We start from the raw sequence: 20,418 nt of genomic DNA on the forward strand, positions 1-20,418 counted from the left end.
GGGAGCGATTGGGAACAACAAAATCCCCGCACGTCACACCAGCAAATTTGCGGTGTGTCATGCAGGGCTTGTTGCGGATGGTACTTTAGACGGTCCTAGCCAATGCGGCGGGTGTCTACCTCATCGTCATCAAACGGATCCGCATACTTGTCTTCATATGCCGAATAGTCCGGCTCTGCAGGAATCTCAGTGTGATGGCTCGGGGCTCGCCGAGTAGTCGCACCAAGCTCTTTTTGCAGAGCAGAATAATCAGTGTTCGGGGAGTAATACTTAATGTCCCGAGCCTGCTTGGTTGCCTTCGCCTTTTGACGGCCGCGCCCCATGGCGTGACCCCCTTTTACACTTGGACCGGAGGTAGTCGCTCGGGCTAAGAGCGAGGCTCCGGAATATTCGGTCAATTTGTCGTACTTCTAGATTACATTAGTTCTGCGCCCTCCGTGTCCGCCTATGGGCTGTTCTGCCCATAGCCAAACAGTGCATTAGCCTTAAAGCGCAGTCATTATTCGGTAGAGTCACGTATAGACCGTACTTTTTGCCAGGTCAGGGTGCCTGAATGCTCGCGAAAGCGATTGCTCTACGTGGCACACTCCCACTTCAATCCATAGTTTTTGTGCCACTTTTGGACGCAGCACGGAAGGTTAGCCCCATGAACGAGAGCAGTAACGCCAACGAAGAAGGCGCTCCACAAGGCCCTCCCCCTGAGCATGGTCAGCCATCCGCCGCGTCCGCTTCTGAAGAAGTCTCCGGTTCCGACTACGAGTTCGCGGAACCGCAGCTAGATGCCGCCATCATCAGCGAAGACGTTGTTGAGAGCGCGGATCTCGAAGCTGCGGAAAAAGAAGCCGCCCGCGTTGAGCATGAGGCCCAGCTGGCAGCCCAAGGTGTTGCTACCGGTCTCGGGGAGAACGCCCCGCCCATCCCGGACTTCCGTAACGCACCCACCCACAACCCCTTCACTGAGCCCACTGCCGCTCATAGGCCTGAGATGGCCGAGTCACCCGCTTCCACCCTGAGCCCAGAGGTGGCCGCTACCTCTGGGAGCAACGAGGAGGCTGTGCCGAGTAAAGGAACCGAGCCGACTGAGGTGGCCGAGCCGATTGACTGGGACAGCGCCACCACTGTGCTGCGCACAGACTTCAGCCAACCTCCGGTCTCGAACAATCCTTGGTCGCAAGCAGCAGAATCCAAGAACGAGCCTCTGCTTTCCCTGGATAAGCCGGACGTACCCGCCAGCTTCGAGCCACCTGCTCCAACCCAGCCTCCGGCTTCAGCGGAGCAGGGTCATGCCCCTGCATCCCCGGGCGAACCGCTCGGCGAACAGCTACCAGCCACGCCGGAACATGTGCAGGGCGACGCCCAGCCGGCTGCCGAGTCCGCAACAGTTGCGGCCCCGCCAACCCCACCACACGTTGGTCCAGGCATTGCCGATGGCCACGGCTGGCGCCGCCCTGAAACCCCGTGGCAGCAGTCGGCGACGCCATGGCAGCCCAAGGCTGGCGCCTGGCAGTCTCCTGCCCAGATGGCGCGCGGCGAAGCCGATGCAGCAGCGGCAGCTGCTGGTGCGGCTGCGACTTCAGTCCCGTCCATCCCCGATGTACCCTTAGCCGCTCCCCCGGCCTTTGGCCAGCAAAACCCGTACGGGCAGCCCGGCGCTCCGGCGCAGGATCAGCCAAACGGCGCTGCGGCCAACCCCTACGGCCAAGCTGGCACTCCGGGGCAGCAGCCTTATGGGGCACCATCCCAGCACGGCGCACCCGCTTTCGGTGGCGCCCCGCAGACGGGACAGCAAGCTGGGCCAGGCATACCACCCGCACCAGGTCAGTTTGGCGGTCCCCAGGCACCAGGTCAGTTTGGCGGTCCCCAGGGCCTCCAGGGACCCGGCCAGTTCGGCGGCCCTAACGGACCCGGTGACGGAGGCAACAAGAAGCTCTTCATCATTTTGGGTATTGTCCTGCTTGGCCTAGCCTTACTGGGCTTGCTGGGTTGGCTGCTAGTTAGTTTTCTGGGCACTATCTCCAAATCGGACCCCGGCAGCGCTCCAACCACAGCCCAGTCGCAGGAACAAAAAGTTAATCCCGGGGCTTCTGGTGACCCCGCACCCGGAGCTGACCCCGGCACGGATGCGGACGTGATCTTGTCTCAGGTTTCACCGCTGAAGTGGCTTGAAGGCGACTGCCTCCGTGGCTTCACGAATGCTTCCTCTCCCGCTGATGTGGTTTACTGCGACACCCCTCACGGCGCCCAGCTGGTAGGGGCCTACTACTACGGCGACAGTGACGAGTTCCCTGGTGTAGATGCGCTCAAAGCCAAGGCTGGGGAAGTCTGCTCCGACGTCCAGCTGACCACGGAGGCAGCCACCATCAAGACGCTCAAGCAGATGTCGGCCTACCCAACGGAAACCACCTGGAAAGACTCGGGCGATCGCCGAGTGGACTGCCTGGTTCTCGACACACGTGGCGGCAACCCACTGAAAATCTCACTCACCGAGTAGAGCAGCGAAACCCCGCTGGTTGAGATTGACGAAACCTGGTTTCGTCAATCTCAACCAGCGGGTCACAGACTCAACCAGCGGGACGGCTCTGGCTATTTCCGGCGCAGCGTCAGGCCAGCTCCCGCAGACGAGCCCATGTCCAGTTCGTCGAAGTCAGCAGCAGTATCCACCAGGACGGTGTCGCCGTCGACGATGGAGCCAGCCAGGATCTCCTTCGCCAACCGGTCCCCGATCTGGCGCTGCACAAGACGGCGCAGCGGCCTGGCACCATAGGCGGGGTCGTAGCCTGTCAGCGCCAGCCATGCCTTCGCGGCATCCGTAACCTCCAGGCTCAGACGCCGTTCGGACAGGCGAGCGGACAACGCCTGCACCTGCAACTCAACAATTCGCGAGAGCTCCTCCACAGTGAGCGCATCAAACATCACAATCTCATCGAGGCGATTTAGGAACTCGGGCTTGAATGAGGCCTCCACAATGCTCATCACCGCCCTGTGCTTCTCGTCATCGCTCAGAGTCTGATCCACCAGGAACTGCGAGCCAAGGTTGGACGTCAGCACAATGATGACATTGCGGAAGTCCACCGTGCGGCCCTGACCATCGGTGAGCCGGCCGTCGTCGAACACCTGTAGCAGGATGTCAAAGACTTCCGGGTGAGCCTTCTCCACCTCATCCAACAGCACCACTGAGTACGGGCGACGGCGCACGGCCTCCGTCAGCTGCCCGCCCTCGTCGTATCCCACGTATCCGGGAGGGGCACCCACCAGACGTGAGACGGAGTGCTTCTCCGAGTACTCAGACATGTCGATGCGGATCATGGCGCGCTCGTCGTCAAAGAGGAAGTCGGCCAGCGACTTCGCCAGCTCCGTCTTACCCACGCCCGTGGGGCCCAGGAACAAGAAGGAACCAGTGGGCCGGTCGGGGTCGTTGATGCCGGCACGGGCGCGGCGGACGGCGTCGGACACGGCGGTCACGGCAGCGCTCTGGCCGATCAGGCGTGAGCCCAGGACCTGTTCCATCTGCAGCAGCTTCTGGCTTTCGCCCTGCAACATGCGCCCGGCAGGGATACCTGTCCAGGCGGAAATGACCTCGGCAATGTCATCTGCCGTCACCTCCTCGGCCACCATCAACTCTGCCTTGTCAGCGGACTCCTCTTCGGCAGCGGCCGCCTCCAACTCACGCTGCAGCGCCGGTATTTCACCGTACAGAATGCGTGATGCCTGCTCGAGGTCGCCATCGCGCTGGGCCTTGTCCGCCACGGAACGCAGCTCATCAAGCTTCGCCTTCAAATCACCCACGCGGTTCAGACCAGCTTTTTCAGCCTCCCACCTCGCGTTCAAACCGCTGAGCTCCTCCTTCTTGTCCGCCATGTCAGCCCGCAGGGCTTCCAGGCGCTCAATGGAAGCCGGGTCCGTCTCCCCGGACAACGCGAGCTCTTCCATGGTCAGCCGGTCCACGGCGCGGCGCAGCTGGTCAATCTCTTCCGGCGCCGAATCAATCTCCATGCGCAGCCGGGACGCAGCCTCATCCATGAGATCAATGGCTTTATCAGGCAGTTGGCGGCCACTGATGTAGCGGTTGGAAAGGTTTGCCGCTGCCACGAGGGCGGAGTCGGCGATGGCCACCTTATGGTGTGCCTCATAGCGTTCCTTGAGTCCGCGCAGGATGCCGATGGTGTCCTCAACGCTGGGCTCGCCAACGTACACCTGTGCAAAGCGGCGTTCCAGAGCCGGATCCTTCTCAATGTTTTGGCGGTATTCATCCAGTGTGGTGGCGCCGATCAGACGCAATTCCCCGCGGGCCAGCATGGGCTTGAGCATATTGCCAGCATCCATGGCGCCTTCAGAGGCACCTGCACCGACCACGGTATGAATCTCATCGATGAACGTCACAATCTGACCGTCGGAGGCCTTAATTTCCTCCAGAACTGCTTTCAGACGCTCCTCGAACTCGCCGCGATATTTGGCTCCGGCCACCATGGCGGACAAATCAAGGCTAATCAGTGTCTTCCCGCGCAGCGATTCCGGCACATCTCCTGCCACCATGCGCTGGGCCAGGCCCTCCACTACCGCGGTCTTGCCCACGCCGGGCTCGCCAATGAGCACGGGGTTGTTTTTGGTGCGCCGGCTCAGCACCTGAATGACTCGGCGGATCTCAGCATCACGGCCAATCACCGGGTCAAGCTTGCCGGTCCGGGCAATGGCTGTCATGTCAACGCCGAACTTCGCCAGCGCCTCGAAGGTGTTCTCCGGATCCGGGGTGGTGACCTTACCGTCGCCGCGCACGGAAGGCAGCGCGGCGTCGAGCGCGGCCCGGGTGGCACCGGCTTGGCGCAGGGCACTTCCCGTCGCTCCGGCGTCGTCCGCCAAACCCAACAGCAGGTGCTCGGTGGAGACGTAGCTGTCCCCCATGCGTTCGGCGGCCTGCTGTGCGCCCTGGACTGCGATCAAGGTGTTGCGGCTGAGCTGAGCCTGCGCCACGGAAGTCCCGGACGACGACGGGAGGGTGCGAATGGCGGCGCTGGCACCGACACTGACCTCATCCGGGTCTACCCCGGCGGCTTTCAGGAGCGCAACGGCAACGCCTTGGCGCTGGTCCATGAGGGCCTTCAGTAGGTGAGCGGGCTCTACCGCCGGGTTCCCGGCAGTAGAGGCGTTCATGGCGGCGGAGGAAAGAGCCTCCTGGCTCTTTGTGGTGAATTTGGCGTCCAAGAGGGGTCCTTTCATCGGTTGGTAACTCACTGCTCGTAAAGTTGAGTCTACTACGCTCAACTTGGTTCTTGCGGAAGTTGTTCCAATGATTTTTCCGTGAGCGAAATTGCTCTTGACATTGACGCTGCGTCAACCTCTACGGTGGATTTTATGGAACTTTCAATTCAGGAACTGGCCGTCCTAACAGGTGTCACGAGCCGCACGCTGCGCCACTACGATGCCATTGGACTGCTGCCGCCGAGCCGGATTGCTGCCAACGGGTACCGGCACTACGACCAGGGCGCCCTGGGGCGGCTCCAGCGCATCTTGCTGCTGCGCGAACTGGGACTGGGTCTGCCGGCAATTGCCGCGGTGCTCGAGCAGGAAACCTCGCCCGCTGCAGCGTTGCGCTCCCATGTGGCGTGGCTGCGCACCGAGCAGAAACGGGTGGCACGGTTGATAGTTTCCGTCGAAAAAACCATTACAGCAGAGGAACAAGGAGAGGCGATCATGGCACAGGACATGTTTGACGGCTTTGACCACACCCAGTACAGGGACGAGGTGGAGCAGCGCTGGGGCAAGGAGGCGTACGCCAGCTCCGACGCGTGGTGGCGCGCGAAGTATGCCGCAGGTCAGGTGGGATGGAAGGAGCAGGTGGCGGCTTTGAACCACGACTGGATTACTGCTTTCTCCAGCGGCGTTTCGCCGGAATCTGACGCGGCGCAGGAGCTGGCACGGCGCCACGTTGAGTGGTTGAGTTCAGTTCCCGGCACCCCCGCGGCGGTCACCACCTCTGCCAGCCCGGGAGGCACGGGTGGCTCGGCTGCCGATGTTCGCGGATATGTGCTGGGGTTGGCGGAGATGTACGTTGCCGATGAACGGTTCGTAGCAAACTACGGCGGGGCAGAAGGGGCGGCATTTGTGCGGGATGCCCTGACGGCGTATGTGGAGCGGGAGTTTCAGGGCTGAACGCCAGGCGCTAGGCTCGGACCATGCCCATCGAATTCACCGCAATGACACCCTCCGACACCGACGAGGTGGTCCGTTTCCTGGCGGGCAATCACTTCCCTTTCCATGTTCAAGCCACACCGGAAGCTGCTTCCATTCGCGCCAGCATTGAAAAGGGCCGATTTTGGAACCCCGACACCCAAGGGTATTAGGTTACGAATAACGGCGAGCAAGTCGGCATGGTTGCACTGGAAGATCTTAAAGAGGGAGCTGCACCCCTCTTTGATCTCCGCCTTGACGAATCGCAACGAGGCAAGGGCCTTGGGCTGGCAGTCCTTCGCGCACTGTGCAAACTTGTTTTCACGTCCATGCCGGAGACAGTGCGATTCGAGGGACAAACCCGCGAAGACAACATCGCAATGCGGAAAACCTTCATCCGAGCAGACTTCCTCAAGGAAGCGCACTACAGACTGGCGTGGCCTACAAACAGCGGCGGCCATGTTGCCTCCATCGCCTACGCCATCCTGCGATAAGACTGGGAGAGCGGCACCGTGACCGGGTTTGATTGGGAAGACATCCTCATTTAGCCAGTTGCTCTCCCGTGCAACAGGATCCCCTACCAGGGGTCCAACTGCGCCTGCGGATCCATAGGGCCGCGCCCGGCCAGCCACGCCATGAATGCACGACGGTTGCGGGCTGCGCTGAGCCGTTCGGGGACGGTGTCAAGTAAAACCTGCAGGTCCCAGTCAACGTATTCATCAGGCCAGTCCGCCGGCGTATACCCCCGCCCAAGATCGACGTGGTGAACCTCCACTTCACGGAGACGGTGCGCGGGACAGGCCGCGGCCCCGTAGGCGCCCCCACCCAGCAGGTGTCCGTTGGGCCAGCCCGCAGCGGAACACCGGGAAAAGACGTCCTCCAAGTTCGCCATGCTGGTTTTGAGGTCCGCAAGCATCTCCACCGCCGGGCGCTCGGCGCCGGCTGCAATCTCGCTGCTGCGCTGCTCGGGTCCGTTTTCATACTTCGGCACGTCCAGTCCAGCCAGTGAACCGGTCAGGCGCCGCGCGTGGGCGTCTGCGTTGCGGGCCAGATGGGTCAGTACGTGGCCCACGGTCCAGCCGGGTAGCTGGCTCGGGGCCCGTACGTCCCCGTCACCTAGCCCTGACACTCGAAGCATCAGGCGCTGTTGCGCCTCACGGCACAACTGGGCGGCGCGTTCCGGATTTTCCTCAAGATTCATGCTGGCATCAGCCTCTCTCGACTACTCACTTACGGACCCAGGGCAGTTCCATGCCGCGGGAGGGATTGATTTCGGTGAAGCCTACCTTCTCGTACAGGCGCCTGCCCGGCGGGTCAGCGATCAACGTGATGTAGGGATTTTCCGGAGCGTGCGCACGAATGTGTGCGACCAGCGCATCGATGACTTGGCGCCCCAAGCCCTGCCCCTGAAATTCAGGCAGTGTGGCCATGTCAGCGATATGGAAGTACCAGCCGCCGTCGCCAATGACGCGGCCCATGGCCACGGCCCGGCCGGTGACTCTTTCCCGAATATGGCAAAAGTACCAGCTGCCGGTCAGCGCAGCGGCACCCTGCTCCGGAGTCTTCTGTGACAGTCCAGCATCCTTGCGCTGGGCCAGGTAATCCTCGAGGGCAGGCGGCCCTGCCACCCATTCAACTGTGCTCATCGGGTCCATGTTCTTGGCTCCCATTCTCTAAGACGTTTTCGGGATAAGCACTCACGCGCTATGGCGGGACCGGGCGGCTCTTAGCGGGGCTTGCGTGCCGTCCAAATCATGTTGGTGCCCATAAATTTCGGTTTCACGCCAACATCGGTGAAGCCGGCCTGCTCGAAGCGCAGTTTCAGCGCCTCGGGAGTCAAAAAACCCAAGGTTGAGCCAACAAGATATTGGTAGGCCTCACGGTCGCGCCCAATGACGGTGCCGAGCGTGGGGATGACAACGCGCATGCCGGTGCGAATGAACGGGGCAAGAATGCCGGCAGGAGGTGAGGACTCCAGCGCGACGACAACGCCGCCAGGCTTCAGAACACGGAACTGCTCGTTCAGGACCCGGTCCAGATCGCTCACGTTCCGGAGCAGGTAACCGTGGGTGACGCCGTCGAACTCGGCATCCTCAAAGGGGAGCTCATGGGCGTCAGCAAACTGCCATTCGATGCCTTCATTGCCCTCCCCCGCACGGGCAACATTGAGCATGGATTCGGAAAAATCAGCACCCACAACGGTGCTATCAGGACTCTGCGCGAGCACGGCCCGGGCAATGACGCCTGTTCCCGTGGCCAGGTCCAGGAATCTTTGCCCGCCGCGGCCGGTGGCGTAAATGGCCACCTCACGGCACCAGCGCCGGTGCGAACCCAGTGTCATGAGCTTGTTCATGAGGTCATAACGCCGCGCGATGTTATTGAATGTCGCCTGGACGCTGGAGTCTTCGTTTCGCATAGCCGCCGGTCTTCACTTGAATTATTGGACTAAAGGAAAGTCTATGTGGGGCGGCTGCAGTTCACGTCACCGGCATAAGCTGAGTCCATGATCTTCATCGATCCGCCCTACTGGCCGGCACACGGAACAGTGTTCTCTCACCTGATCTCAGACACGTCCGTGGCGGAGCTCCACACCTTTGCCGCCGCCAACGGCGTGAGCGAGCGAGCCTTTGACCTGGACCATTACGATGTCCCGGAGCGGCTTTACAACGCTCTCGTGGAGGCTGGGGCCACACCGCTCTCCGGAAAAGAACTGGCACGGACCCTGGCCGCGTCCGGTCTGCGCATCAAGGCGAAATACCGGGTCAAGTCCGTCGCTTCTGTGCTCGAACGCCGCTGGCAGGCGCTCATGCCGGGGCAGGCGAACTTGGGTGTTGAGCTGCTGGGCCGCTGGAATGAACCCCACCGCAGCTACCATTCCGCCACCCACCTGCTGGCGGTTTTGGAGGCCTTGGAGCTGCTGACCGAACGCCGCGTCCTCCGGACGGTGGCCCTTGCGGCCTGGTTCCACGACGCCGTCTACAACGGCAGCGCCACCGATGAGGAAGGCTCTGCTATTTTGGCACAGGCGTGCCTTGAAGGCGTTTTGCCGGACACCGACGTGGCTGAGGTAGCTCGACTCGTGCGACTGACCGCCACGCACTCCCCCGCACCCGGAGACGACGCCGGCGCACTCCTGTGCGATGCCGACCTGTCCATTTTGGGCGCAGCCTCCGAGCACTACAACCGCTACGTTGCGGGCGTTCGCAGGGATTATACCCACGTCCCGGACGAAGAATTCACAAAGGGGAGGGCCGCCGTCGTGCTCCAACTGCTAACCCTTGACCCACTGTTCAGAACGGCAAAGGGCAGGGAATTATGGGCAGAACAGGCCCAGGGGAATCTCTCCATGGAATTAGCGCACCTGAATCAAATAATATCCGAGAAGAAGGAATCCAGTACCCCATGACAGATTTCAGTTCCCTGCCCATCTGCGAATTCGCATTCCCGGGCCCGCTGCGGGACCAGCTTGTGGCAGCCGTTCTTGACGGATCCAAGACATCCACCACGGCCACACTCATTGAGTATGAAATTGAGCAGGAGGAACTGCCGTCCGTGGGGCTGCAGGAGGTGGTGGTTGACTCGGCAGGGAAGGGTGTTGCCATCATTGAAATGACGGAAGTCCGCCAGGCCCGGCTGGCCGAAGTGGACCTGGCGCACGCCGTAGATGAGGGCGAAGGTTTCACCACGGTGGCCCAGTGGCGTGCCGGCCATGAGGAGTTTTGGCATTCCGCGGACATGCGTCAGGCCATGCAGGACCCGGAATTCACGGTGAATGATGACACCATACTGGTACTCCAACGCTTCACGGTCATTTCGCGGCTACCCTGACGCCATGGTAACCACAGGCACAGTCCGCAGCTGGAATGACGAGGAGGGGTGGGGAGTCATTGACTCGCCCGTTACCCCCGGCGGTTGCTGGGTCAGCTTCGCCGACGTCAGGCTTCAGGCGCCGGGCTTTCTCTCGCTGAGTCCCGGACAGGAGGTCCTCTTTGAGTGGGAGGCCGCGGACCAGGACGGCTTCTGCTTCAGAGCAAAGGCGGCCACCCCTGCCGGGGACGGTATTCGGGCCGTGATCCCGCCACCGGCGAACCCCATGAACAACCCTGGCGGCACCTACCGGTCCAGGCTGTCCATCCGCTTCGACGAGTGAGGCAGTAGCGGAATTCGAAGACCGCCGCAGCCGGATAGCCTAAGAGCATGGCATCGAAGAACACACCCCAGGCACCCCGGCTCACTTCCCTCGACCTGCACGATCTCGTGGAGAATGAGGATGCCTTCTTTGGCCCTGGAGAGAGCTATGACGGAGAACGTTTTGACCGTCCCGGCTTTGACGAGGCAAACCTGACGTCCACAGATTTCATTGACTGTGAGCTCAACCGCCCCACCATGAACAACACCGAGATGCGCGGTGTACGCTTCCGTGGCACGGCACTCAATGACAGCTTTGCCCCGGTCATGAAGGGCCCGCGCACCAGCTGGCGGGACACCAATGTCACCTCGCCGCGGTGGGGTTCGGCCGAGCTCTATGACAGCAGCTGGCAGTCAGTGCGGATCGACGGAGGAAAGATCGACTTCCTGAACCTGCGCGCATCGAAGATCGTTGACCTGCAGATCAGCGATGCCATCATCGGTGAACTGGATTTAGGTGGCGCCACGGTGACCCGCATGTCCCTGAAGAACTGCCGGATCGGCACCTTGGATCTCCAACAGGCCACGCTGAAGGATCTTGATCTACGCAGCACGGAGTTCCGTACCCTCCACGGCATTGGTTCCATGGCCGGCGTGGTGATAGACGACTACCAGCTGGGGCTGCTGGCTCCCCTCTTCGCAGCGCATCTGGGCATCACGCTCGCCTAAGTGGTCATCATCTTCAGGTCATTGCGCTGAAGTCCGAGCTGGCCGAACGCCTCCTCGACACCAAGTACCGCCAAACTTCCCTAGACAACGAGCTGGCAACGGGACCACCGGATCCGGCTGCTCATTGCCGGCGCACAGCGTTGCCCGCACAGGGAACGGTCCACAATTGCTTGTCCGCAGCCATGCTCAAACTCAATGCCGAAGCCATAAAGCCGCTGAGAAGGCATAGCAGCAGGGCTGGATCTAGGCCATTGAACCCCTGAGCGCAACTTCCGGTGATGGCTCACAAAACTGCCGGTTTACGGCGGAAAACGCTAGACTGACTTCATGATGCCACGTCCTACCTCAGCAGCGGAGCTGACGGAACATGACCTACGAGAAACCGTCACAGCCGAGGTTGTCTTGGCCCGCCGGGGCGTTGGTGGCCACCGCCAGTACCGCATTCCGGCCCTGGCTCTCTCCCCCCGCGGCACCCTCCTCGCCGCCTATGACGGCCGGCCCAATCTGGATGATCTACCCAACCCAATAGACCTGTTGATCCGGCGCAGCACAGACAACGGCGCCACATGGGGACCACAGCAAACCATTCGCACCGGAACCGGACTTGATGGCTACGGCGATCCGAGCCTGCTCGTGGACGTGGAAACCGGCCGCATTTTCTGCTTCCATGCAGCCGGCACGCACGCTGGCTTTTTCGAGGCCGCGCCGGGGCTGGATAACCCGGACGCCATTCAACACGCAGATCTCAGTTTTTCCGACGACGACGGCGCCACCTGGCAACACCGCCGCCTCACCGCCATGCTCAAGGGCAGCGGCGTCACTGGACTCTTTGCCGCAGCAGGTGCCGGGATTCAAATCCACACAGGCCCCTTCGCCGGCCGCCTGATTCAGCAGTTCGTACTCCTACACGAGGGCAGCATCAAGGCCGCCAGCGCCTACAGTGACGATCATGGCGAGAGCTGGACGCTGGGCGAATACATTGCTGGCGGCAATGAGAACAAGGCCGTGTGCCTGGCCGACGGCACCTTGTTGATGCATTCGCGCGCCACCCCGCACCGGCTCACCGCATCCTCCTCCGATGGCGGCCAAAGCTGGACGCCGGCACGTCCCCACCCGGAACTACCTGACCCCAGCGACAACGGTTCCGTGGCCCGTTTTGACGGCCTGCCCAACGTCTCACAGTTGGCCTGCGCTGAGACCAGTAACTGGCTAATTGCCACCCACAACCATGACCCGCTCCTGCGCCGCAATACCCTCCTGAAACTTTCGCAAGACAACGGCGCAAGCTGGCCATTCGCTCTCGAACTATGCGGTGGAAGCTCGCAATACTCCACGGCTGCGCGGCTGCCCGATGGCCGGATTGGGGTCCTGTATGAACGGCAGGGCTACCAGGAAATTGTGTTCACCAGCATCGATCCCCAGGACTTGCTCGCCTCCCCCGCCGCTACCCTGACGCACACCACTGGCACCGCCGGATCGCGCGGCATTGCCCTTGATGTGGTGTTGCGCTCCATCACGCCCGCCCGCCCAGCCCGGTGGGAAAGTGTTGGTGAGAGCTTTGTACTGTCCCAGACCGACGGGGACTGGGATCCGGCCGCCTGGAAGGAAGTGGGCCAGGGTTATTCCGAGGACGCCCCTCAGGTCCTCTCCAATCGGGAATCCCAGGACCTCAATTATGGTGCAGTGGTGCCCGGATACAAGGCTGGAGATGTGCTGGCCTTTGCCGGCCGAATTCATAATACGGGCACCGTGGCTGCCCCCGCAGTGGCCGTATTCCTTGACGGCGGGCCTTCTGGCAACGCCTCGATTATGGGGTGGCAGCCTCTGGAACCCGGAGTCACGCTCGGGTTCAGCAGTAATTACACGGTAAGCGATGCGGACATTGCCACCAGTTCGTTGACGCTGGTGTTCAGCATGGGTGTCGATGCGGGTGTGGCCACGTCCGGGGCACTGCACAGCTTCACCTTTGACATGGTGTCAGGAGATGTCACCGAGCACTAAGACGCAGCTTCTGCACACCGCTTGGGCCCAAATGACGCGCAGCACTTGAAGTGGCACGCCATTCGCAGCAAACCGTGTGCATGAGCAACATGCAGTCTGGTTGCAGGTTAGTTCTCGTCAAAGTCCCGCAACGCTTTGGCGATGGACTGGTGGGCGTCTGCGGAGGTGTGGGCTGCTTTGAGTGTTTCCGCCGTGACGTTGAAGCCGGAAACCCGGGCCTGCAACTGGGTGAGTGCCGCTATCAGCATGGTCTCTTGTTCCGCGAGAGCATCCCGTTGAGAGATGAGATCAGCCATCTGCTCACCCATGATGTGGTGCCTGCCCAGTGCGGTTTGCACCGCTCCTTCATCGCCGGCGAGCCTGGATCTCTCCGCCTGGGCGGTGAGTGCGTCCAGAGCCTTTTGAAGATCCGCCCGCTGGAGGTCCAGCCGCTGTCTGCTGACGGAAACATCTGCGACGCCGCGACGCATCTTTTGCACGGCGGCCTGCTGTTTGAGTTGGGCCTCCGTCACGCTGAGCTGTGCACCGGATGAGTCACGAGCGCAGTCACTGGCAGAGGCACCGGGCCAGAGCTTCTGGGGGGAACTCTTGTGGCCAAAGAGTGCCCTGATCCGGGAAACAATACTCATGAATTGTTACTGTTCCGGGCCAAGATCGGTGTACGTTTTGGACCAGTTTGCCAGCATGGTGGCTTCAATTTCCAGGGTTCGGGTGAGGTCGCCCAAGTCCGCGCTTCCGGCTGGGGCGGCGGCACTGGCCAGAGCGTTCCGGACACCCTTGGCCGTCAGCGTAATCTGTTCAACCTGGCCCGCCAACGTTTTCGCATACAACGCTTGGACTGCGGGATCGGGCTCGCGCTGGGCTACAAGTAGCTGATGTTCCATGACGGTGCCGGTCTGCTGGAGTGTGTTGAAAATGGACTCAAGATTGCCCGTGTACTGCCCGCTCGACTGCGCCACGGCGAGGGAACGCTGGGTGGCATCAAGTGATTCAGCGAGGGCCACCCGCTGTTTCAGGATGGCTGCAACGGGTCCAGTGCTGGATTCGGCCCGGGCCTTTAATGCGCCGCGTTTTGCCGACTCATATTTTGGCTTGCCAATTTTGACCAAACCCACCACGCCGCGAGAGATCAACACCCCTATAGTGATGGCCACACCTAGGACAATGGCGATGATCACCAGCATGAGGATCAAAAAAACTGTGCCGAGGTCCATGAACTGTCCGTTCTCCTGACGCTTGAAGGGTGAGTGCTCCTAGAAATCAGCGTAGCACCGGCCACTGGGTCTATACCGGCTTCCATCCGGGTGCTTTCCATCTTTCCAACCCTGTGCTCCAGCAGCGAAAATTTTGCCCCAACTACCCCACAACCAGGCTGCGAACCCGGACACCAGCAGCCAGATTCAGGTGGAAGCACAGGGACATCCCTGATGTGTTTGTCAGTGGCTCAGTGCACAATGGTGTGATGAAGACAATCTTGAATGTCATTTGGCTAGTATGTGGCGGTTTCTTCCTAGCACTGAGCTATTTTTTGGCAGGCATTGTGTGCTGCATCCTCATTATCACCATCCCCTGGGGTATTGCCTCGTTCCGCATTGCCGGGTACGCACTGTGGCCCTTTGGCCGCATGGTGGTGGACAAACCAGGCGGGCCCGGCGTGGCAAGCACTCTGGGCAATGTCATCTGGATTGTTGTTGCCGACATCTGGATTGTGATCGGCCACGTCACCACGGCGTTCACCATGGCCATCACCATCATCGGCATCCCTCTGGCCATTGCGAACCTGAAAATGATCCCGGTGTCCCTCATGCCGTTGGGGAAGGAGATTGTTCCCACCAATCGCCCCTTTGTTAGCACCTACCGGTAGCGGGTTACGAGCCTTGCACACTGGGACAACGTACAGCCGCGTAAGCTGGTGCCATGAGCACTAAGAAAAGCGACTGGCTAGATATTCTGGTCAATTTTGCCAGTTTTGCGGCCATGATCCTGGTCCTCACCTTTGCCCGTTTTGGGCTGCCCCTGAAGATCGTGCTGGCGTTCGCCGTGTCCTTGGCCATTACGGGCGGCTGGTCGTACTACAAACGCAAGCTCCGCCGCCGCCCGTCAAACCTCAAACGCTTGCACGTGTACAGCGAGAAAAGCGTGGACGAAAAATAGTGGAGATCATTCGCTACGCCTCCCTCAAGGCTGCCCCGTGGGCCAATGGCGGCGGAATCACCCGGCAAATCGCGGCAGGCGCCGGCACCGGCGCAGAGTGGGATTGGCGCCTGAGTTTGGCCGAGGTATCCAAGGCTGGCCCGTTTTCGCCGCTGCCCGGCATTGACCGGATCATCACCGTTGTGGAAGGTGAGCTCATCGCGCTAAGCGTGGACGGCGTTGAGCAGGCTCTGGAAAAATTCCGCCCCTTCCGCTTTTCCGGCGACGCTGACACGTCCGCCACACTGCCCACGGGCGCGCTGAAGGATCTGAACCTCATGACCCGCCGCGGCGCGTTCAAGGGCTATGCGGCCATCATCGAGTTGTCCAAGAAGCGCCCGCATCCCGTCTTCGCAGACCAGTTTGCGGTGCTGTTGCAGGGCTCGGCCACGGTTTCACCCGGTTCCACAAATTCCCAGCCTGCCTCGGACGACGCCGAAGCCTCCACCCCTGCGCCCGTCACCGAGGCGCTGGGCAAGTTCGACACCGTGGTTGGCTCCGAGGATGCCCCGGAGATTTCCGGCCGCGGCTTCCTGGCCGTGCTGAGCATCGACCCGGCAATCTAGCACCAGCCGCTAAAACTGTTCGGGTTCCTTGCCCCACTCAACCCTGACCCCTCCGGCCTCGGTATGATCAATGCTTGTCCTGATCTCGGCCGGGGCGGCCCATGGGCAAAAACCCGCCTGCCGTGCACAATAAGCACATGAACCCGCGATTTTTGCGCGCCACCTGCCAGGCCCTGCCATGACATTGCCCCTTCTGGCCATGATCTGTGCGGTGGCCTTGCTGGGACCACTGTTGGCCTTGCCGCGAAAATGGCACATCCCTGTGGTCATTGGTGAGCTGCTTGCCGGCATTCTTATAGGCCGAACGGGCCTGAACCTTGTGGTTCCGAGCGATTCCACCTTCACCTTCCTTGCCGACATAGGATTTGCGTTGATCATGTTTGTGGCCGGTTCCCACGTGCCCATCCGAGACAAACAAATTCGGTCGGCGCTTGGCAGCGGTGCCGTGGCTCTCGTGGTGGTGGCGGTGGCCGCGGCCGCCGTGGGCATCGGGCTTGCAGCCGTCTTCGGCAACGGCCATGCCCCGCTTTATGCTGTGCTGCTGACCTCATCCTCCGCAGCCCTGGTGCTGCCAATCATCGGTTCGCTGGGGTTGTCCGGTCCCTCCGTGCTGGCCATGACGGCGCAGGTGGCCTTAGCCGACACCCTTGCGATTGTGGCCCTGCCGCTCGCACTGAACCCGTCAACCGCGGGGCGGGCCGCACTCGGTTCGCTGGCGGTGTTGGCGGGTGCCGCCGTCGTATTTCTCATTCTCCGCCAAGCTGACCAAAAGGGTCTCCGCCTGCGCTTCCACAAGGTGTCCGAGCGCCGCAAGTTCGCGTTGGAGCTGCGCATCCAGCTCATCATTTTGTTCGCGCTGGCGGGGCTGGCAGTGTGGGGACACGTCTCCATCATGCTCGCTGGGTTCGCGTTTGGCCTTGCCGTTGCGGGGGTGGGAGAGCCCCGGAGGCTGGCGCGGCAGCTTTTTGCCCTCACCGAGGGGTTCCTGGGGCCGGTGTTTTTCCTGTGGCTGGGCGCATCGTTGAACCTCAACGAGCTCGCCGCCCATCCGCCCATGGTGCTGCTTGGGCTGGCACTGGGGCTTGGCGCCATCGCTGTCCACTCACTGACCCGCCTCCTGGGTCAGCCGCTGCCGCTGGCGGTTTTGTCGGCATCGCAGCTGGGCGTGCCCGTTGCGGCCGCCACGATTGGCATCCAGCAGAACCTGTTGTCCCCTGGTGAACCCGCGGCGCTTGTCCTAGGCGCCCTCGTCACCATGGCCGCGGCGACAGTGGCGGGGAGCCGCTTTGTTTCCCGAAAACCGACGGCTTGAATTCCAGCGGCCCAAAGCTCGCCGCCGTTAAATAAAACCGACCCGCAGTAGTGGTCGAAAAACCCCCAGAATTTCCGGGATTCTTCGACCACTACTGCGGGTCGGTTTCGTGTAAAGGCTAGTGGCCGCGACGCTGGTTTGAGGCAGGTGCCGAGGCGCGGCGGGCTCCGCCAGCGGAGCGTGCCGGGCGGGACTTGTCGCCGCCGTTGGCGTTGTAGCTGCCACCGGAGGTGCCACCCGTGTTGGAGGACCAGGCAACGCTGGATCCGCTGCGTGCACCGGCGCCTTCGCGTGATCCAGCGCCTTCACGTGAGCCGCCCTGAGGTGCGCGGCGTCCGCGTGCCACGTCGCCGTCGCGGGCCGGGCGGCCCTCACCGGAACGTACGGGGCGGCCCTCGCCGGAGCGTGCCGGTCGGCCCTCGCCGGAGCGTGCCGGTCGGCCCTCGCCGGAGCGTGCCGGTCGGCCTGAACCGGCCGGGCGTGCGCCCTGCTGAACACCTTCGCGGCGTTCGCCGCGGTTGCCCGTAGCAGCGCCGCGCTCGTTGGAGTCGGCGGAAACGCGTCCACGGCCGCCTCGGCCGCCACGTCCACCAGCGGTGGGGGCAGCTCCGGTACGGGCGCGCTTGCGCTGAGCGTTTGCACCGGTTGAGGTGCCGCCGCCCTGGGCAGGCTGCTTCGAGGCTAGGAGAGCCGCACGGGTGCGGGGATCGATCTTGTCCGCAACGTCGCCTACCAAAGTGGCAATGACGGGAGATGAAGTGGTGACGCGCTCAAAGTTCACGTCAACGCCTGCTGCACGCATGAGCTTCTTGACGTCGCCCTGCTGCTCGGGAAGCGTCAAGGTGACCACAACGCCGTCGGACCCGGCACGGGCGGTACGGCCTGAACGGTGCAGGTATGCCTTGTGCTCTGTGGGCGGGTCAACGTGGATGACCAATTCAATGTCATCAACGTGCACGCCGCGGGCGGCAACGTCGGTGGCAACCAGGACGCGGACATCTCCTGTGGAGAATTCGGCAAGGTTCCTATCGCGAGCATTCTGCGAAAGGTTTCCGTGCAGGTCAACGGCGGGGATACCGGCGTCGGTCAGCGTCTTGGCAAGCTTGCGGGCGTGGTGCTTGGTGCGCATGAAGAGAATACGGCGGCCGGCGCCGGATGCCAATTCAACAATGACCTGCTTCTTGACGGTCTGATCGTTGACCACCAGGACGTGGTGTTCCATGGTGGAAACGGCGGCCTTGGCCTCGTCCACCGAGTGGGTGAGCTGGTTGGAGAGGTAGCGCTGGACAATCTTGTCCACGCCGTTATCCAAGGTGGCGGAGAACAGCATGCGCTGGCCCTGGGTGGGAGTGGTGTCCAGCAGGCGCTTCACAACTGGCAAGAAGCCGAGGTCAGCCATGTGATCGGCCTCGTCCAGGACGGTGATCTCGACGCTTTCCAGCGACACGATGCGCTGCTTCATGAGGTCTTCAAGGCGGCCCGGGCAGGCGATGACAATGTCAACACCGGCGCGCAGCGCCTTTTCCTGGCGAGCCTGTGAGACGCCGCCGTAAATGACGGTGGTGTTCAGGCCCATGGCCTTGGCGAGGGGCTCGATGGTGTTGTTCAGCTGGGTGGCCAGCTCGCGGGTCGGTGCAAGAACCAGGCCCATGGGACGGCCCGGCTTGCGGAAGTAAGGGGCTTCACGCTCGGCCAAACGGGCAACGAGCGGGATAGCGAAGGCAATGGTCTTGCCGGAGCCGGTGCGGCCGCGGCCCAGCACGTCACGTCCTGCCAGAGTATCTGGGAGAGTCTTGACCTGAATGGGGAATGCTTCTTCAATGCCCTGAGCGGCGAGTGAAGCAACGATTTCCTTGGGCGCACCAAGGGCAGCAAAAGTTGTCATGTAAAGAGAGAATCTTTCGTAAGGCGGTTCAACGTCCCACAATCAGTTTTGACCGCGGGTTCGCCGATTCAATGCCAGAGCGAGTCAACCGCGGCTGCCTCAAGGCAACCCCATTGCGGGACTAGATGCATGCGTTCATCGACGCAGAATGCGCTTGAAGCACATTAAGTATTTTCATACTATCAGCGGCACGACGCCGGGCACCCCCAAAGTGCCGCATCTCACCCTCGGCGAGCCTGCCCCATGCACAGAACACCGCCCCGTCAACCCCTGGATACGGCCCATTTCACGAAGTCGCCACAAAAAATCCCGGTACCCTTAATGGTGATGAGTGAAATCCCAGCTTCCAGCCCCGAACTGCCCGCATCCGCCCCCGATGCCTCTCTCACCGGCCCCTGCGCCAGTGACCAGCAGCGGGCCCCGCGTACCGAAGACGGTTCGGCACGGCCAATTACCCCGGGCAGCCAAGCCGCAGAAGGCACCTACCGCTCCCAGCCCGTCTCTTTTGTGCGCCGCGGTACGCGTTTGCAGGGACGCCGCCAGCAGGCCTGGGATGACCACTCCGATACCTTGGCCGTGGACGTTCCCCGCCACATCTCTGACACATCGGTGCATCCCGATTACGTTTTTGACGCCCAGGCGGAGTTTGGCCGCATAGCCCCTCTTGTTGTTGAAATTGGCTCCGGCCTAGGCGATGCCGTGATCCACGCCGCCAAGGAAAACCCTGACAAGGATTTTTTGGCGGTGGAGGTCTACACGCCCGGGCTGGCTCAGACCATCCAAAAGATTGTTGCCAACGGGCTGGAAAACGTCCGTGTGGTCCAGGCGAATGCGCCGGAAGTTCTCAGCTCCATGCTCCCGGCGGGTTCCGTCAGCGAAGTATGGGTGTTCTTCCCAGACCCCTGGCACAAGACCAAGCACAACAAGCGCCGCATGGTCAAGGACACCTTCGCCCCGCTCGTGGCTCGAGTCCTGACGGAAGGTGGCTTCTGGCGCCTGGCCACAGACTGGTCGGCCTATGCAGAGCAGATGCTTCAGGTGGGCATTGCCTCCCCTGACTTCAGCAACCTGCACGACGGCGAGCGCACCGGTGCGCACGGCCCCCTCACCGAGGCGCGGCGCAGCGGAGTTGATTGCGAGCAAAGCCAGGACCTGGACCTAGTGGGCGGTTGGGCCCCCCGCTTTGACGGGCGCATCCTGACCAGCTTTGAGAGCAAGGCGCATAAGGCTGGGCGAGTCATCTTCGATCTCACCTTCCGCCGGAACTAACACCACCGGCACCGTCCTGGCCACTGCGCCATGCGGGCTAAGGGGTGGTCCACTGCTTCATGCAGCGGACCACCCCGCTTTTTTTGTTTAACGTATGCGCCCGCCGGGCTTCTATAACGGCGCAGCTGGCACAGTGGCGCCCCTTAGCACCCCACCCGGGCACATACAGA

At 62.0% G+C, this 20,418-nt stretch carries 21 protein-coding genes and 1 pseudogene; 14 read left to right on the forward strand and 8 right to left on the reverse strand.

Annotation, left to right across the window (positions count from 1 at the left end; genetic code table 11):
- Positions 1-95: 95 nt before the first annotated feature.
- On the reverse strand, positions 96-323 hold the full coding sequence (locus CVS29_RS04710; RefSeq protein ID WP_110105179.1) for a DUF3073 domain-containing protein: 228 nt from the start codon (positions 321-323) through the stop codon (positions 96-98).
- Positions 324-646: 323 nt separating this feature from the next.
- Between CVS29_RS04710 and CVS29_RS04715 the strand changes: the two genes are divergently transcribed.
- Complete coding sequence (locus CVS29_RS04715) at positions 647-2,491, forward strand: hypothetical protein (protein ID WP_110105180.1); 1,845 nt, start codon at positions 647-649, stop codon at positions 2,489-2,491.
- 92 nt (positions 2,492-2,583) lie between these two features.
- Here the strand turns inward: CVS29_RS04715 and clpB are convergent, their stop codons facing one another.
- Complete coding sequence (gene clpB, locus CVS29_RS04720; RefSeq protein WP_110105344.1) at positions 2,584-5,199, reverse strand: ATP-dependent chaperone ClpB; 2,616 nt, start codon at positions 5,197-5,199, stop codon at positions 2,584-2,586.
- A 150-nt stretch (positions 5,200-5,349) separates the two neighbouring features.
- On the opposite strand from clpB, the gene CVS29_RS04725 reads away from it, so the two are divergent.
- From CVS29_RS04725 to CVS29_RS18800, 3 genes and pseudogenes are all read left to right on the forward strand, one after another.
- On the forward strand, positions 5,350-6,147 hold the full coding sequence (locus CVS29_RS04725; protein WP_110105345.1) for a MerR family transcriptional regulator: 798 nt from the start codon (positions 5,350-5,352) through the stop codon (positions 6,145-6,147).
- 23 nt (positions 6,148-6,170) lie between these two features.
- A complete protein-coding gene (locus CVS29_RS18795) occupies positions 6,171-6,338 on the forward strand; it encodes a hypothetical protein (protein ID WP_245932064.1) in 168 nt (55 codons plus the stop codon).
- Positions 6,339-6,356: 18 nt separating this feature from the next.
- Positions 6,357-6,659: pseudogene (locus CVS29_RS18800) on the forward strand (GNAT family N-acetyltransferase); the annotation flags it as partial.
- A gap of 83 nt (positions 6,660-6,742) precedes the next feature.
- Here CVS29_RS18800 and CVS29_RS04735 read toward each other — a convergent pair.
- The 3 genes from CVS29_RS04735 to CVS29_RS04745 all read right to left on the reverse strand — a co-directional run bounded on the left by CVS29_RS04735 (position 6,743) and on the right by CVS29_RS04745 (position 8,581).
- Positions 6,743-7,366: a maleylpyruvate isomerase family mycothiol-dependent enzyme gene (locus tag CVS29_RS04735; protein ID WP_110105181.1), complete on the reverse strand. Its 624-nt coding sequence runs from the start codon at positions 7,364-7,366 to the stop codon at positions 6,743-6,745.
- Between the two features lie 25 nt (positions 7,367-7,391).
- A complete protein-coding gene (locus CVS29_RS04740; protein ID WP_110105346.1) occupies positions 7,392-7,811 on the reverse strand; it encodes a GNAT family N-acetyltransferase in 420 nt (139 codons plus the stop codon).
- 80 nt (positions 7,812-7,891) lie between these two features.
- Positions 7,892-8,581: a ubiquinone/menaquinone biosynthesis methyltransferase gene (locus tag CVS29_RS04745; protein WP_110105182.1), complete on the reverse strand. Its 690-nt coding sequence runs from the start codon at positions 8,579-8,581 to the stop codon at positions 7,892-7,894.
- A gap of 87 nt (positions 8,582-8,668) precedes the next feature.
- Between CVS29_RS04745 and CVS29_RS04750 the strand changes: the two genes are divergently transcribed.
- From CVS29_RS04750 to CVS29_RS04770, 5 genes are all read left to right on the forward strand, one after another.
- Entirely contained in the window at positions 8,669-9,571 is a 903-nt protein-coding gene (locus CVS29_RS04750; protein WP_110105183.1) for a DUF4031 domain-containing protein, read from the forward strand.
- Positions 9,568-9,993 (forward strand): ASCH domain-containing protein, encoded by a 426-nt coding sequence (locus tag CVS29_RS04755; protein ID WP_110105184.1) that lies wholly within the window; start codon positions 9,568-9,570, stop codon positions 9,991-9,993. Before CVS29_RS04750 ends, CVS29_RS04755 begins: the two co-directional genes overlap by 4 nt.
- Positions 9,994-9,997: 4 nt before the next feature.
- The gene (locus CVS29_RS04760; RefSeq protein WP_110105185.1) at positions 9,998-10,315 is read left to right on the forward strand and encodes a cold-shock protein; all 318 of its coding nucleotides are present in this window, start codon (positions 9,998-10,000) and stop codon (positions 10,313-10,315) included.
- A 47-nt stretch (positions 10,316-10,362) separates the two neighbouring features.
- The gene (locus CVS29_RS04765; protein ID WP_110105186.1) at positions 10,363-11,022 is read left to right on the forward strand and encodes a pentapeptide repeat-containing protein; all 660 of its coding nucleotides are present in this window, start codon (positions 10,363-10,365) and stop codon (positions 11,020-11,022) included.
- A 327-nt stretch (positions 11,023-11,349) separates the two neighbouring features.
- Positions 11,350-13,023, forward strand: coding sequence for a sialidase family protein (locus CVS29_RS04770; protein ID WP_245932066.1), 1,674 nt, complete (start codon positions 11,350-11,352; stop codon positions 13,021-13,023).
- 107 nt (positions 13,024-13,130) lie between these two features.
- Here the strand turns inward: CVS29_RS04770 and CVS29_RS04775 are convergent, their stop codons facing one another.
- Positions 13,131-13,652, reverse strand: a complete 522-nt coding sequence (locus CVS29_RS04775) for a PspA/IM30 family protein (RefSeq protein ID WP_110105187.1) — start codon at positions 13,650-13,652, stop codon at positions 13,131-13,133.
- A gap of 6 nt (positions 13,653-13,658) precedes the next feature.
- A complete protein-coding gene (locus tag CVS29_RS04780) occupies positions 13,659-14,237 on the reverse strand; it encodes a hypothetical protein (protein WP_110105188.1) in 579 nt (192 codons plus the stop codon).
- Positions 14,238-14,485: 248 nt separating this feature from the next.
- Between CVS29_RS04780 and CVS29_RS04785 the strand changes: the two genes are divergently transcribed.
- From CVS29_RS04785 to CVS29_RS04800, 4 genes are all read left to right on the forward strand, one after another.
- Positions 14,486-14,887, forward strand: a complete 402-nt coding sequence (locus tag CVS29_RS04785) for a YccF domain-containing protein (RefSeq protein WP_110105348.1) — start codon at positions 14,486-14,488, stop codon at positions 14,885-14,887.
- A 53-nt stretch (positions 14,888-14,940) separates the two neighbouring features.
- Positions 14,941-15,177, forward strand: a complete 237-nt coding sequence (locus CVS29_RS04790) for a hypothetical protein (RefSeq protein WP_110105189.1) — start codon at positions 14,941-14,943, stop codon at positions 15,175-15,177.
- Complete coding sequence (locus CVS29_RS04795) at positions 15,177-15,782, forward strand: HutD/Ves family protein (RefSeq protein WP_110105190.1); 606 nt, start codon at positions 15,177-15,179, stop codon at positions 15,780-15,782. Before CVS29_RS04790 ends, CVS29_RS04795 begins: the two co-directional genes overlap by 1 nt.
- 178 nt (positions 15,783-15,960) lie before the next feature.
- On the forward strand, positions 15,961-17,094 hold the full coding sequence (locus tag CVS29_RS04800) for a cation:proton antiporter (protein WP_110105191.1): 1,134 nt from the start codon (positions 15,961-15,963) through the stop codon (positions 17,092-17,094).
- Between the two features lie 118 nt (positions 17,095-17,212).
- Here CVS29_RS04800 and CVS29_RS04805 read toward each other — a convergent pair whose 3' ends face one another.
- Positions 17,213-18,979 (reverse strand): DEAD/DEAH box helicase, encoded by a 1,767-nt coding sequence (locus CVS29_RS04805; protein ID WP_110105192.1) that lies wholly within the window; start codon positions 18,977-18,979, stop codon positions 17,213-17,215.
- 327 nt (positions 18,980-19,306) lie between these two features.
- Between CVS29_RS04805 and trmB the strand changes: the two genes are divergently transcribed.
- Positions 19,307-20,248 (forward strand): tRNA (guanosine(46)-N7)-methyltransferase TrmB, encoded by a 942-nt coding sequence (trmB, locus tag CVS29_RS04810; protein WP_110105349.1) that lies wholly within the window; start codon positions 19,307-19,309, stop codon positions 20,246-20,248.
- The last annotated feature ends 170 nt before the right edge of the window (positions 20,249-20,418 follow it).

The sequence above is a fragment of the Arthrobacter psychrochitiniphilus genome, from assembly GCF_003185915.1.
Lineage (GTDB): Bacteria > Actinomycetota > Actinomycetes > Actinomycetales > Micrococcaceae > Specibacter > Specibacter psychrochitiniphilus.